Origin of the sequence: Bradyrhizobium sp. SZCCHNR1093, assembly GCF_032381175.1 — a bacterium.
Lineage (GTDB): Bacteria > Pseudomonadota > Alphaproteobacteria > Rhizobiales > Xanthobacteraceae > Bradyrhizobium.
In genome coordinates this window covers 583,414-596,792 of record NZ_JAUHJJ010000004.1, presented here as the reverse complement: position 1 = coordinate 596,792, position 13,379 = coordinate 583,414, and the positions used below count along the sequence as shown (strand labels likewise).

12 protein-coding genes are annotated in these 13,379 nt (G+C 66.1%); 5 read left to right on the top strand and 7 right to left on the bottom strand.

Annotated elements, in window-relative coordinates:
* Nucleotides 1-2: 2 nt before the first annotated feature.
* Together QX070_RS17350 and lpxB are read left to right on the top strand one after the other, a co-directional pair.
* The gene (locus QX070_RS17350; RefSeq protein WP_315738319.1) at nt 3-860 is read left to right on the top strand and encodes an LpxI family protein; all 858 of its coding nucleotides are present in this window, start codon (nt 3-5) and stop codon (nt 858-860) included.
* A gap of 26 nt (nt 861-886) precedes the next feature.
* Nucleotides 887-2,044 (top strand): lipid-A-disaccharide synthase, encoded by a 1,158-nt coding sequence (gene lpxB, locus QX070_RS17345; RefSeq protein ID WP_315738225.1) that lies wholly within the window; start codon nt 887-889, stop codon nt 2,042-2,044.
* Here lpxB and QX070_RS17340 read toward each other — a convergent pair whose 3' ends face one another.
* Nucleotides 2,045-3,283: a GAF domain-containing sensor histidine kinase gene (locus tag QX070_RS17340; protein ID WP_315738224.1), complete on the bottom strand. Its 1,239-nt coding sequence runs from the start codon at nt 3,281-3,283 to the stop codon at nt 2,045-2,047.
* 169 nt (nt 3,284-3,452) lie between these two features.
* Between QX070_RS17340 and QX070_RS17335 the strand changes: the two genes are divergently transcribed.
* Nucleotides 3,453-3,785 (top strand): response regulator, encoded by a 333-nt coding sequence (locus tag QX070_RS17335; RefSeq protein WP_315738223.1) that lies wholly within the window; start codon nt 3,453-3,455, stop codon nt 3,783-3,785.
* A 120-nt stretch (nt 3,786-3,905) separates the two neighbouring features.
* Here QX070_RS17335 and gltA read toward each other — a convergent pair whose 3' ends face one another.
* Entirely contained in the window at nt 3,906-5,210 is a 1,305-nt protein-coding gene (gene gltA / locus QX070_RS17330) for a citrate synthase (RefSeq protein ID WP_315738222.1), read from the bottom strand.
* Nucleotides 5,211-5,513: 303 nt separating this feature from the next.
* Nucleotides 5,514-6,938 (bottom strand): glutamate--tRNA ligase, encoded by a 1,425-nt coding sequence (gltX, locus tag QX070_RS17325; protein ID WP_315738221.1) that lies wholly within the window; start codon nt 6,936-6,938, stop codon nt 5,514-5,516.
* A 136-nt stretch (nt 6,939-7,074) separates the two neighbouring features.
* Between gltX and QX070_RS17320 the strand changes: the two genes are divergently transcribed.
* Nucleotides 7,075-8,763, top strand: coding sequence for a glutamine--tRNA ligase/YqeY domain fusion protein (locus tag QX070_RS17320; RefSeq protein WP_315738220.1), 1,689 nt, complete (start codon nt 7,075-7,077; stop codon nt 8,761-8,763).
* 21 nt (nt 8,764-8,784) lie between these two features.
* On the opposite strand, the gene QX070_RS17315 is transcribed toward QX070_RS17320, so the two are convergent.
* Complete coding sequence (locus QX070_RS17315; RefSeq protein WP_315738219.1) at nt 8,785-8,997, bottom strand: hypothetical protein; 213 nt, start codon at nt 8,995-8,997, stop codon at nt 8,785-8,787.
* Nucleotides 8,998-9,136: 139 nt separating this feature from the next.
* Here QX070_RS17315 and QX070_RS17310 point away from each other — a divergent pair, with 139 nt between their 5' ends.
* Complete coding sequence (locus QX070_RS17310) at nt 9,137-11,428, top strand: ComEC/Rec2 family competence protein (protein WP_315738218.1); 2,292 nt, start codon at nt 9,137-9,139, stop codon at nt 11,426-11,428.
* Here the strand turns inward: QX070_RS17310 and QX070_RS17305 are convergent.
* The 3 genes from QX070_RS17305 to lexA all read right to left on the bottom strand — a co-directional run bounded on the left by QX070_RS17305 (nt 11,383) and on the right by lexA (nt 13,222).
* Nucleotides 11,383-11,601 carry a hypothetical protein gene (locus QX070_RS17305; protein ID WP_409998063.1) on the bottom strand — a complete coding sequence of 73 codons (219 nt, stop codon included), beginning with the start codon at nt 11,599-11,601 and terminating at the stop codon, nt 11,383-11,385. The two genes, QX070_RS17310 and QX070_RS17305, sit on opposite strands and share 46 nt — an antisense overlap.
* Nucleotides 11,602-11,824: 223 nt before the next feature.
* A complete protein-coding gene (locus tag QX070_RS17300; RefSeq protein WP_315738216.1) occupies nt 11,825-12,265 on the bottom strand; it encodes a hypothetical protein in 441 nt (146 codons plus the stop codon).
* 258 nt (nt 12,266-12,523) lie between these two features.
* Nucleotides 12,524-13,222, bottom strand: a complete 699-nt coding sequence (gene lexA, locus QX070_RS17295; RefSeq protein WP_172109545.1) for a transcriptional repressor LexA — start codon at nt 13,220-13,222, stop codon at nt 12,524-12,526.
* Nucleotides 13,223-13,379: the final 157 nt, after the last annotated feature.

Genomic DNA, 13,379 nt, shown 5'->3' with positions numbered 1-13,379 from the left:
CGATGGGGACGCCGGCCGCCGAGACCACGCCGCCGATCGGCATGATCGCCGCGGGCGGGGTGCTGCCCTTTGCGGTCGCCGACGAGATCGTCGCGCGCGGCCGGACGCCGGTGCTGTTCGCCCTGAAGGGCATCTGCGATCCGAAGCCGCTGGCGCGCTTCCGGCATCACTGGATCGGCCTCGGCCAGCTCGGCAACGCCCTGAAGCTGCTCAAGGCCGAGGGTGTCCGTGACCTGATGTTCATCGGCAATCTCGTTCGTCCGGCGGTGTCGGAGATCCGTTTCGACTGGGGCACGCTGCGCGAGCTGCCCTACATCTGGTCGGCCTTTCGTGGCGGCGACGATCATCTGCTGTCCGGCGTTGGCCGCATCTTCGAGCGCCACGGCTTTCACATGATCGGCGTCAAGGACGTCGCCCCCAATCTGCTTGTGCCCGAAGGGCGGCTGACGCGGAGCGGGCCCAACGATCTGGTGACCGGTGACATCGCCAAGGGGCTCGCCGTGCTGCGCGCGATGGCGCCGTTCGATGTCGGGCAGGCGGTGGTCGTGATCGACGGCCACGTCGTTGCGCTCGAGGACATCGAGGGCACCGACGGGCTGCTGGCCCGCGTGGCGCGGCTGCGTGCCGATCGCCGTATTCGTGCTGCGGCCGGGCGCGGCGTGCTGGTGAAGGCGCCCAAGGCCGGCCAGGATCTTCGCTACGACCTGCCGACCATCGGCCCGCGCACCGTCGAGGGGCTTTCAGCCGCGGGTCTCGCCGGAGTCGCCGTCGCGGCCGCCTATACGCTGCTCGCCGATCCCCAGGAGACAGTGGCTGCCGCCGATCGGGCAGGCGTGTTCATCACGGGCGTCACTGCGTGACGGCGCGGCCTCTGGCAGGCGCGGCCATGCGCAGGATCTGCCTGGTCGCGACCGAAGAGTCCGGGGATCGCCTCGGCGCCAGCCTGATGAAGGTGCTGCGCCAGCGGCTCGGCGACGGCGTCGAATTCTCCGGCGTCGGCGGCCGCGGCATGACACGCGAGGGGCTCGCCTCGCTGTTTCCGATCGAGGAGCTCTCGATCGTCGGCTTCGCGGCGGTGCTGAAGCAACTGCCCAAGATCCTCCGCCTGATCCGCGGCACGGTTGACGCGATCGTTGCGGCCCAGCCCGACGTGCTCGTCATCATCGACAGTCCCGACTTCACCCAGCGCGTGGCGAAGCGGGTTCACGCGCGCGATCCCGAGATTCCGATCGTGAACTACGTCGCACCGACCGTATGGGCGTGGCGTCCGGGCCGGGCGGGCGCGATGCGCGGCTACGTCGATCACGTGCTGGGCTTGCTGCCGTTCGAGCCGGAGGCGTTCCGAAGGCTCAATGGTCCGCCCTGCACCTATGTCGGCCATCCCCTGATCGAGCAGCTCGCCAGCCTGCGCCCCAATGCGGCAGAGCAGGCGCGCCGAGATGCCGACCCTCCCGTTCTGCTGGTGCTTCCTGGCAGCCGGCGCAGTGAGGTCGCTCGCCACATCGCCGTGTTCGGCGAGACATTGGCGCGGCTGCGCGCCCAAAACCTGGCCTTCGAAGCCGTGCTACCCACCACCCCGCATCTCGAAGCCGCGGTGCGGGCCGGAGTCGCAAACTGGCCGCTCGTTCCGGAGATCGTCACGGGCGAGGCCGAGAAGCGGGCAGCCTTCAGGCGCGCGCGCGCCGCGCTCGCCAAGTCCGGCACGGTAACCCTGGAGCTCGCGCTGTCCGGCGTGCCGATGGTGACCGCGTATCGCGTCGGCGAGATCGAGGCGTTCATTCTCCGGCGAGTCGTCAACGTGCAATCGGTCATTCTCGCCAATCTCGTGATCGGCGAGAACGTCATTCCGGAGTTCCTTCAGGAAGCCTGCACGGCCGACAATCTCGCGCCCGTTCTCGCCGATCTCCTGGGCGACGGTCCGATACGAGCGCGCCAGGTCGAGGCATTCGATCGCCTCGACGCGATCATGTCCACGGGCGCGGCCTCGCCGAGCGTGCGCGCGGCCGACATCGTGCTGGCGACGATGCGCAGCGGGCGGCGCTGATCAGGCCTGAAGCGGCATCTTGAATTCGAAGGTCGTTCTGTCCTCGGTCGAGGTGGCCTGCAGCGTGCCGTCATGCGCTCGCGCAATCTCGGAAGCGATGTAGAGTCCAAGCCCGAGACCATGCTGGCTTGGACGCTCGCCGCGCATATAGGGCTTGAACAGATTCTGCATCGCCTTGTCCGAGATCGGCGGCCCGTGATTGGTGACATCCAGCACGAAACAGCCCTCGCTCGTCGTTGCGGAGACCTGGATCGGCTTGTCCTTGTCGCCGTAGGAGATGGCATTGCCGAGCAGGTTCGAGAACAATTGCCCGATCTTGCTACGGTCGCATTTGACCGGCTCCGCGATGTCGATGTGGGTCTCGATCTCATGGTCGGGCCAGGCCAGCCGGATCTCGGAGACGACCTGCTCGATCACCGGCGCCAGCGGTTGCCGCGCGTCGGGCTTGATCGTCAGGCCGCCGCCGAGGCGCCCCCGGGCGAAATCCATGATGTTGTCGACCAGTCCGGCCATGCGCATGACTGATTTCTGAATCATGGAAATGATCTCGGGCGCTCTGGCGCTGTCCTGGTTGCGCAGCAGCACGCGCATTCCGGCGTCGATCGAGGCCAGCGGATTGCGGAGGTCATGGCCGAGAACGCCGATGAATTGCTCTCTCAGCTCGGCGGTCCGGCGCTCGTCGAGCAGATTGGCCTCGGTGATCTTGAGCCGTTGCTCGATCGAAAACCTGCTCTTCTCGCTGAGGCCGAGGCTGGCCTGACTGAGCGCGAAGCGCTGATGAAGCTCCAGCTGGGCCGCGATCAACTCCCCGAACAGCTGAAACGTGCTGACGATTTCGGGCCGGTCCAGCTCGCGCGGCGCTGGATCGATCGTACACAGGGTGCCCCAGATGGTCCCGTCGGACAGGGTGATCGGAGCGGAGATGTAGCTGCGAAAGCCGTAGAGCTTTGGCGTCGGGTGATCGCGAAACATGTGATCCGTCTCGACGTCACCGATGACGACAGCTTCGCCTCGCTCCCGGACCTCGCTGCAGATCGTCGTCTTGACGCGCAGCTCGCCGCCCTCTTTCAGGCCGAAATTGATGTCGTCGCGGACCGCACAACAGACCCATCGATCCGAGGTCACGCGCGCGACCGCAACGAATCCCATCCCGGTGATCCTGCTCACCGAGTCCAGAATTTTGGGAACGGCGTCAAGCTGCTGGACAGCATCGACGTCCGGGTTGGGATTGGTCGTCATCGTATGCTCGAGCTGGTCCCTGCTCCAGGATGCAAGTCGTGTCTTCAATTTGCACCGTTCAACGCATTGAGCCCCGGAACGTTCGCCGGAACAAAATGATCGTCGTGCGATTGAATGAGATTGGACAGGAGACAGAGTGTCCCGCGGTCGGCTCACAAGAAAGACAGTTTTGGTCGTTGAGGACGAGGGGCTGATCCGCGCCAACGCTGTCGACATGATCAGAGACCTCGGTTTCGAAGTCATCGAGGCCGTTGACGCCGATCAGGCCATTTCGCTTCTCGAACGATGTGACCGCATATCGGTGGTCTTCACGGACGTCCAAATGCCGGGGTCGATGGATGGCCTGCGGCTGGTCGCCGTCATCAGGGACCGCTGGCCCCCGGTTGCGCTCCTGGTGACGTCAGGTCAGGTGACCCCTTCGGAATTGCCGTCGGGCGCGCGCTTCCTTGCCAAGCCATATGGGGCCGAGCAGCTCAGGTCTCATCTCGAGGCGCTGGCCTGATGCACTCCCGACTGGTGCCGCGAGTTAGAAAGGTGCTCAGAAAGGTGCGACCTCACGAACGAAACGGCGCCGTCGGGATCGACGGCGCCGTTCGAGAGCGGATTTGCGCTGCGGTGCGGCTCAGCCGCGCTTGTCCATGTCGACATAGTTGCGCGTCGTGACGCCGGTGTAGAGCTGGCGCGGACGGCCGATCTTCTGTTGCGGATCCTCGATCATCTCGCTCCACTGGCTGATCCAGCCGACGGTGCGGGCGACGGCGAACAGCACCGTGAACATCGACACCGGGAAGCCCATCGCCTTCAGGGTGATGCCCGAGTAGAAGTCGACGTTCGGATAGAGCTTGCGCTCGATGAAGTACTGATCGCTGAGCGCGATCTTCTCGAGCTCCATCGCGACCTTGAGCATCTGATCGTCGGCGTGGCCCGTCTCCTTGAGCACCGCGTGACACATCTTCTGCATGATCTTGGCGCGCGGGTCGTAGTTCTTGTAGACGCGATGGCCGAAGCCCATCAGGCGCACGTCGCTGTTCTTGTCCTTCACCTTGGCGATGAAGTCCGGAATCTTGTCGACGGTGCCGATCTCGGCCAGCATGTTCAGCGCGGCCTCGTTGGCGCCGCCGTGTGCCGGACCCCACAGGCAGGCGATGCCGGCGGCGATGCAGGCAAACGGGTTGGCGCCCGAGGAGCCGGCGATGCGCACCGTCGAGGTCGAGGCGTTCTGCTCGTGATCGGCGTGCAGGATGAAGATCTTGTCGAGCGCGTCGGCGAGAACCGGGTTCGGCTTGTACTCCTCGCACGGCACCGCGAAGCACATGTTCAGGAAGTTCTCGGCGAAGGAGAGCGAGTTCTTCGGATAAACGAAGGGCTGGCCGATGGTGTATTTGTAGGCCATCGCCGCCAGGGTCGGGATCTTCGCGATCATCCGCATCGACGCGATCATGCGCTGCTTCGGATCGTTGATGTCGGTGGAGTCGTGGTAGAACGCGGCGAGCGCGCCGACCGAAGCGACCATGACCGCCATCGGATGCGCGTCACGGCGGAAGCCGTGGAAGAAGCGCGACATCTGCTCGTGCACCATCGTGTGATGGGTCACGCGATAGTCGAAATCCTGCTTCTGGGCCTTGGTCGGAAGCTCCCCGTACAGCAGCAGATAGCAGGTTTCCAGGAAGTCGCCCTTCTCGGCGAGCTGCTCGATCGGGTAGCCGCGGTATTCCAGGACGCCGGCGTCGCCGTCGATATAGGTGATCTTGGACTGGCAGCTGCCGGTCGAGGTGAAGCCCGGGTCATAGGTGAACATCCCGGTCTGGGCGTAGAGCTTGCCGATGTCGATGACGTCGGGACCCACGGTGCCGCTCAGGATCGGAAGATCGAAATTCTTGTTGCCGACGGTGAGGGTCGCGGTCTTGCTTGCGGATTTTGCGTCCATCGTTTGTCCCCGATGAGATCGTTAGGCTTGGCCCTTGTTCTTTTTGAGAGATGGCAGGGCAGGTGGACTTTATCTAGTGCGGTGGCTTTGACATTCGCGTCACTGTCGCTGCCAACAGCTTAAGCGAAGGTCAAATCCGAAACCGTACTGGAATCTTATATTTACTAGTGTCCTTCGGCCCTAACATCCGTCAACGAGCCCGCCGCAACGTGTGAAGGATGTCCGAGCCGGGAAAACCAGTGGGTGCCGCGCAAATGCGTATCGTATTGCCCTGTGCGCTGCAAGATGGGGAGCAATGCGACCTTATGAGGTGGTCTGGTCCTCCAGACGGCCCAAGGATTCATCACGCCCCAGGATCGCCAGAACGTCGAAAATACCGGGTGAGGTGGTTCGGCCGGTGAGCGCCGCGCGCAGCGGCTGCGCCACCGCGCCCAGCTTGAGGTTGTTGGCTTCAGCAAACGCACGCAGCGCGGCTTCCGTGGCCGGTCCGCTCCAGGACTCGACAGCGGCCAGCGCCTCATGCAGCCGGCCGATCAAAGCACGGCTGTCCGGCGTCAGCAGGGCGGCGGCCTTGGCGTCGATCGGAAGCGGCCGGTCGGCAAAGATGAAGGCGGCGCCGTCGATCAGCTCCAAGAGCGTCTTGGCGCGCTCCTTGAGGCTGGGCATCGCCTGGGCGAGCTGCGCGCGCGTGGCGTCGTTGAGCTTGGCCTTGAGAGCCGCGCCGTTCGGCACGTAATTCAGCACGTCCTCGAACTGGCGCACCAGCGCCGCATCGTCGCTGTGGCGGATATAGTGGCCGTTGAGGTTCTCGAGCTTGGCGAAGTCGAACCGCGCCGCCGAGCGGCCGATCGCCGGCAGGTCGAACGCCTTGATCATCTCCTCGGTGGAGAAGATCTCCTGGTCGCCATGGCTCCAGCCGAGCCGCACCAGGTAATTGCGCAGTGCCGACGGCAAATATCCCATCGCACGGTAGGCGTCGACGCCGAGCGCACCGTGGCGCTTCGACAGCTTCGAGCCGTCCGGCCCGTGAATCAGCGGGATGTGCGACATCGACGGCACCGTCCAGCCGAGCGCATCGTAGATCTGCTTCTGGCGCGCGGCGTTGATCAGATGGTCGTCGCCGCGGATGACGTGGGTGACGCCCATGTCGTGGTCGTCCACGACCACCGCCAGCATGTAGGTCGGATTGCCATCGCCTCGCAGCAGCACGAGGTCGTCGAGGTTCTCATTCTGCCAGACCACGCGGCCCTGCACCTGATCCTCGATCACGGTCTCGCCGGTCAGCGGCGCGCGCAGCCGGATCGTCGGCTTGACGCCTTCGGGCGCCTCCTTGGGATCGCGGTCGCGCCACATGCCGTCGTAGAGCCGGGTGCGGCCTTCCGCGCGCGCCTTCTCGCGCATCGCGGCCAGCTCCTCGGCGGTAGCATAGCAGCGATACGCCATGCCGCTGGCGAGCAGTTGCTCGGCGACCTCGCGATGGCGCGCGGCGCGGCTATATTGGTAGATGACCTCGCCGTCCCAATCGAGCTCGAGCCATTTCAGGCCGTCCAGGATGGCGTCGATGGCCGCCGTGGTCGAGCGCTCACGGTCGGTGTCCTCGATCCGCAGCAGCATCTTGCCGCCGCGGCCCCGCGCATACAGCCAGTTGAACAGGGCCGTCCGGGCGCCTCCGATGTGGAGAAAGCCGGTCGGGGAGGGGGCAAAGCGCGTGACGATCGGGGAGGTCATGGGCGGCAGCACGAAATCCAGGCAGGGGCTATGAAGGGCGGGGGGTGTATAGCAGGCCTATCGCATAACTAAAGCCTTCCTTGGGGGAAGCGGATTTGGCAGATAGGCTGCCAAATTCCGGAGCAGGATATTCTTGATGACCACGACGACAGACACGGCGACGACGGCAGAGGCAGGGCGCGACTTCATCCGCGACATCGTCCAGGCCGATCTCGACAGCGGCAGGCACAAGACGGTCGTCACCCGGTTCCCGCCGGAGCCGAACGGCTACCTGCATATCGGCCATGCCAAGTCGATCGGTCTCAACTTCGGCATTGCCCAGGAGTTCGGCGGTCGCTGCAATCTGCGCTTCGATGACACCAATCCGACCAAGGAAGAGCAGGAATATATCGATTCCATCCAGGCCGACGTGCGCTGGCTCGGCTATGACTGGGGCGACAACCTGTTCTTCGCTTCGGATTATTTCGAGCGGCTCTACAATTGGGCGGAAGGGCTGATCAAGGCCGGGCTCGCCTATGTCGACGACCAGTCGCAGGAGGAGATCCGCCTGTCGCGCGGCACGCTCACCGAGCCCGGCAAGAACAGCCCGTTCCGCGACCGCACGGTCGAGGAGAATCTCGACCTGTTCCGGCGCATGAAGGCCGGCGAATTCCCGAACGGCGCGCGCGTGCTGCGCGCCAAGATCGACATGGCCGCCGGCAACATCAACCTGCGCGACCCCGTGCTGTACCGGATCATGCACGCCCATCACCCGCGCACCGGCGACGCCTGGAAGATCTATCCGAGCTACGACTACGCCCACGGGCAGTCGGACGCGATCGAGGGCGTGACGCACTCGATCTGCACGCTCGAGTTCGAGGACCACCGGCCGCTCTACGATTGGTTCCTGGACAAGCTGCCGGTGCCGTCGCATCCGCACCAGTACGAGTTCGCGCGGCTCAACCTGACCTACACGCTGCTGTCGAAGCGCGTGCTGACGCGGCTGGTGCAGGACGGCCATGTCTCCGGCTGGAACGATCCACGCATGCCCACCATCGCCGGCCTGAAGCGGCGCGGCGTGCCGCCGGCTGCGGTGCGCGAGTTCATCAAGCGCATCGGCATCGCCAAGGCCAACAGCATCGTCGATGTCGGCATGCTCGAATTCTGCATCCGCGAGGAGCTGAACCGCACGGCGCTGCGTCGGATGGCCGTGCTGCGGCCGCTGAAGGTAGTGATCGAGAATTATCCGGAAGGCCAGGTCGAGGAGCTCGAGGCGATCAACCACCCCGACGATCCCTCGGCCGGCACGCGCAGGATCGCCTTCGGCCGCGAGCTCTATATCGAGCAGGACGACTTCATGGAGAACCCGCCGAAGAAGTTCTTCCGGCTGTCGCCGGGCAACGAGGTGCGGCTGCGCTACGCCTATTTCATCAAGTGCCGCGACGTCATCAAGAACGACGCCGGCGAGATCGTCGAGCTGCGTTGCACCTATGATCCCGCGACCAAGGGCGGCAACGCGCCGGATGGACGCAAGGTCAAGGCGACGATGCACTGGCTGCCGGCTGCGCAGTCGCTGACAGCCGAGATTCGCATCTACAATCAGCTGTTCGCCAATCCAAGCCCCAATGCGGCCGACTTCACCGCCGATCTCAATCCCAACTCACTCGAGGTCCTGACCGACGCCCGCATCGAGCCGGCGATCGCCGAGAGCAATTCGGACGCGCCGATGCAATTCGAGCGCCAGGGCTACTTCGTCCGCGATCCGGATTCGACGCCCGACAAGCTCGTGTTCAACCGCACCATCGGCCTGCGCGACACCTTTGCGAAGGAGGTCGCGAAGGGATGAGATGGGGACCGCAGCCGCAGCTCAATTGATCGCTGCGAGGCCGGCCTCGGTCAGCGTTGGCACGCCATCGCTGACCTCGACCAGGCCGCGCTCCGCGAGGAGCGAGAGATCATCGTCGGCGACGGGGGAGAGCGTGAGCCGGTGGGCCTTGATGTCCCGCAACGTCCAGCGCAGGTGGATCGCCGTGTCGAGCGCGAGGTCGGCAAAGGGATCGTCATTGTCATGGTGGTCCATACCCGCATAAGCCCGTGCGGTGCCGAAAGTTCCAATGACGTTCCCGGCACCGGGATTGGATTCTCGTTCCGTTCCGCTAGTCGGATTCCCCGTGGTTTCGCTAGCCTCCATGCCCGTAAAGTAACGGGTGGTGTGGGCAATGGCGGAGCCGGTCAGGCCGCCGGGAGGGCGTCGCGGGCTCGCGGGCACGATGGCCGATGTCTGGCCGCCGCGCGGCGCGCTGGCCGGCGGCTGGCCCGCGATCGGGTCCGGCGCGTCGTCGGCATTCGCCGCCCGCCTGAAGAGCTGGGCGGTCGAGGAGGCCGGGGCGGGCCGGCTGCTGCCCTGGGTGCCGGTGGCGTTCGGGGCCGGCATCGCGCTGTACTTCACCGCCGATCACGAGCCGGTGCTCTGGATCGCCGCCACCACCGCGGCGCTGCTCTGCATCGTCGCCATCATGATGCGGCGGCATCGGATGTTTCCGGTTGCCGTGATGATCGCGGCGGCGGCGTGCGGCTTTGCCGCGGCGACCATCAAGACGGCGCGTGTCGCTCATCCAGTGCTGGCGCGGCCGTTGTATTCGGTGGCGCTGTCCGGCTTCGTCGAGGCGCGCGACATCCGCGAGCGCAGCGATCGGATCGTGCTGCGCGTCACCGCGATGGAGAGCCCGCGCAACGCCGCCACGATCGCGCGCGTGCGGCTCGCGGTGCGTAAGGGCACGGCGCCCGAGGTCGGCAGCTTCGTGCAGCTCAAGGCGCGGCTGCTGCCGCCGATGGCCCCGGTGCGGCCGGGATCCTACGACTTCGCGCGCGACATGTTCTTCCAGGGCATCGGCGCCTCCGGCTTCGTGATGGGCGCGATCACGACGGCGACGCCGCCGCAGGCCGCCGGCTTCGGCCTGGGCTATGCGGCGGCCATGCAGGGCCTGCGCGATGCGATCGACGCACGCATCCGCGCCCGCCTGACGGGCGATGAGCGCGCCATCGCCACCGCGCTGCTGACCGGCCGGCGCGACGCCATCACGCCCGATGTCAACGATGCGATGTTCGTCTCCGGCCTCGGCCACGTGCTGTCGATCTCCGGCTATCACATGGCCGTCGTCGCCGGCGTCGTGTTCTTCGCCGTGCGCGCGCTGCTTGCGCTGATCCCCGGCCTCACTATCAGCCATCCGATCAAGAAATGGGCGGCCGCGGCGGCGCTGGTCGCGGCGGCGTTCTACCTGCTGCTGTCGGGCGCGGAGGTCGCGACGCAGAGATCGTTCTTCATGACGGCCGTGGTGCTGATCGCGGTCATGGTCGATCGCCGCGCCGTCACCTTCCGCACGCTCGCGGTCGCGGCGATGATCGTGCTGATCGCGGCACCCGAAGCGCTGGTGCATCCGAGCTTCCAGATGTCGTTCGCGGCGACGCTCGGCCTGGTCGCGCTGGTGCAGTTCGGCCTGCCCAAACTGTTTGCGAGGCCGGACAGCTCCACGACGCAGCGCATCGCGCTGTGGGGCGGCCGCGAGCTCGCGATGCTGCTGCTGGCCTCGCTGATCGCGGGGCTTGCGACCACGCCCTATGCCGCGTTCCACTTCCATCGCGTCACGCCCTATGGCGTGCTCGCCAATCTCGCGGCGATGCCGGTGGTTTCGGTGCTGGTGATGCCCGCCGGACTGCTTGGCCTGCTGGCGGCGCCGTTCGGGCTCGACGGTCCCTGGTGGACGCTGATGGGCCTCGGCATCGACTGGATGATCGCGGTGACGCGCTGGGTGGCGGCGCTGCCTGGTGCGGTCGGGCGCATCCCGGGCTTCGGCATCGGTCCGCTGATCCTGGCCAGCCTCGGCGTCATCCTGATCGGCCTGCTGCGCACACCGCTGCGCTGGTCGGGCGCCGTCGGGCTCGTGGTGGCCACCGCGTGGGCCGCCACGACGCCGCTGCCCGACGTCCTGATCGCCGGCGACGGGCGCGCGGTGGCGGTGCGCGGCAGTGACGGACGTCTGCATGTGATGCGCACCGGCAAGGACGTGTTCGCCACCAAGGAGTGGCTCGCGGCCGACGCCGATGCCCGGCTGCCGGCGGATTCATCGCTCGCCGATGGCGTCTCCTGCGACGAGGCGGGCTGCGTGGTCACGATGGCCGACGGCCGATTCGCCGCCTTGACCCTGCGCACCGAGGCGCTCGACGATGATTGCGCCCGTGCAGCGCTGATCGTCACCGCGCGCGCCGCGCCGTCATCCTGCGCGGCGGCCGTCATCGATCGCCAGCGCCTGCAGCAGCAGGGCGCCTTGATGCTGGTGCAGCGGGGCACCGGCTTCTCCGTCACGCCGGTGCGCGCCGGCGGCACCGACCGCCCGTGGTGGCCGGCGCCCGCCGAGGCCGGCGAGTTCGACACGACGCTGACGCCGCGTGCGCCGGTGTCGCGGCTTCAGGACGCGACGCCGCCGGAGACGGAGCAGGGCGAGCAGGATTGAGCGCCGGACAGCTCGAACGTGCTGAGATGATACAACGTGCTGAGATGATACTCGGTGTCGTCGGGTCCATCGAACAGCGAGGGACCTTCGACCAGCGTGAACGCAGCGCCCGGATATCGTTGCCAGACGGCGATGTCATCAACCGTGACCGTTAGCCATCCGAACGGAAGCATGTAGCGGCCGGGCTCGGTGATCCGGTCGGCCTTGTTCCAATCGATCTTGTTGACCGCGGCGGCAAGCTCCCCCGGCACACAATGCCGGCCGAGGGATGTCGTTCCTATTCGATGCGATGCCGGAGCGTGAGGTTCGCCCGAAAGGACCTTGCGCTTGCAGAAACCAAATCTCCCCCGGCCGAAAGCTCGCTCATGACCGAGAGAAATGCGGACGCGCAGGCGCTCAGGTGATGCTGATGCGGCGAATCGGTGTGGCCTGCGAAGCCGGAACGTCCTCCGCCACGCCCGGGCGGCGCTCGGCCGGCTGCTTGCTGACCGGCAATTGCAGCACGGTGACGCGCTGGCCCTCGCAGAGCTGGGTCACCAGCACGTGGCGGCCGTCGGCGAATTCGATCGCGTCGTGATGGCGATCGGGGATGTGCGTCTCGATGCTGTTGAACTTCGCGACGCGCTCGCGGATCGTCCGGGTCCAGAGCCAGCGGCTGTCGTAGCGGACGTCCTCGACAAATGCCAACTCGGTGCCGGGCAGCATGCAGACTGCGACGGTCGGCTCGCTCTCGAGGGCGAAGCCGCGGGTGGCGGTGCCGCGAAACGTCGTCGAGATCAACGTCTCGCCGACCTTGGCGGGACGGGACGCAACCGCATGGAGGCTGTAGTCACACATCGGATCGCTCCTCGTTGAGAGATAGCCGACCCACGCTCCCCCCGGACAGGCGCAGGCCTCTATCAGAGTGGACATCGAGGAGATGTTAGCGCGCGCTTCACGGCAATTCTGCGCTGATCTGCACCGCGTGCGCCCGCGGGCGATCACAAGCGTTTGAGCGTGCCGCGCTGCACATCCTGAGGTGCATTCGCGCGTGACCAATTTCGATCGGCGGAGAAGCGCGTGCGCTCGCCGCCGATCGACCGATCGCGTCCGCGATCAGTATTTGCGATACAGCCCGACCAGCTTGCCTTGGATCTTCACCCGGTTGGGCGGCAGGATGCGCACCTCGTAGGCGGTGTTGGCCGGCTCCAGCGCGATCGATGCGCCGCGGCGGCGGAAGCGCTTCAACGTCGCTTCCTCATCGTCGATCAGCGCTACCACGATGTCGCCGGTGTCGGCGGTCTCGTTGCGCTGGATCAGCGCCATGTCGCCGTCGAGGATGCCGGCATCGACCATGGAGTCGCCGCGCACCTCGAGCGCATAGTGATCGCCGTTGCCGAGCATGTCGGCGGGCACGCTGATGGTGTGGCTGCGCGTCTGTAGCGCCTCGATCGGGGTACCGGCGGCGATGCGGCCCATCACCGGCACCGCGACGGGGCGCTCGCCATCGTCCAGCGCGGGAGTGCTGGTGCGCACCTTGCCGAGATTGCCCTCGATCACCGATGGGGTGAAGCCGCGGCGGTTGTTGGCGGCCTGTGACAGCTCGGGCAGCTTGATCACCTCGATCGCGCGGGCGCGGTTGGGCAGCCGGCGGATGAAGCCGCGCTCCTCGAGCGCCGTGATCAGGCGATGAATGCCGGACTTCGAGCGCAGATCGAGCGCATCCTTCATCTCGTCGAAGGACGGCGGCACGCCGGCTTCCTTGAGCCGCTCGTTGATGAACCGCAGAAGTTCGTACTGTTTGCGCGTCAGCATCTCGACCTGGTCCCCAGTTTGTTGTCGTCCGAGTCCAGGAGCTGCGCCTTGAGCACAAACCGGCTGAGAGCGCCTTGGAGTCGGACCATCATCGCGTCGCCCGCAACATACTAAAAACAAATCATGAACGGACACTATATGTTCGATGTGTGTTCCG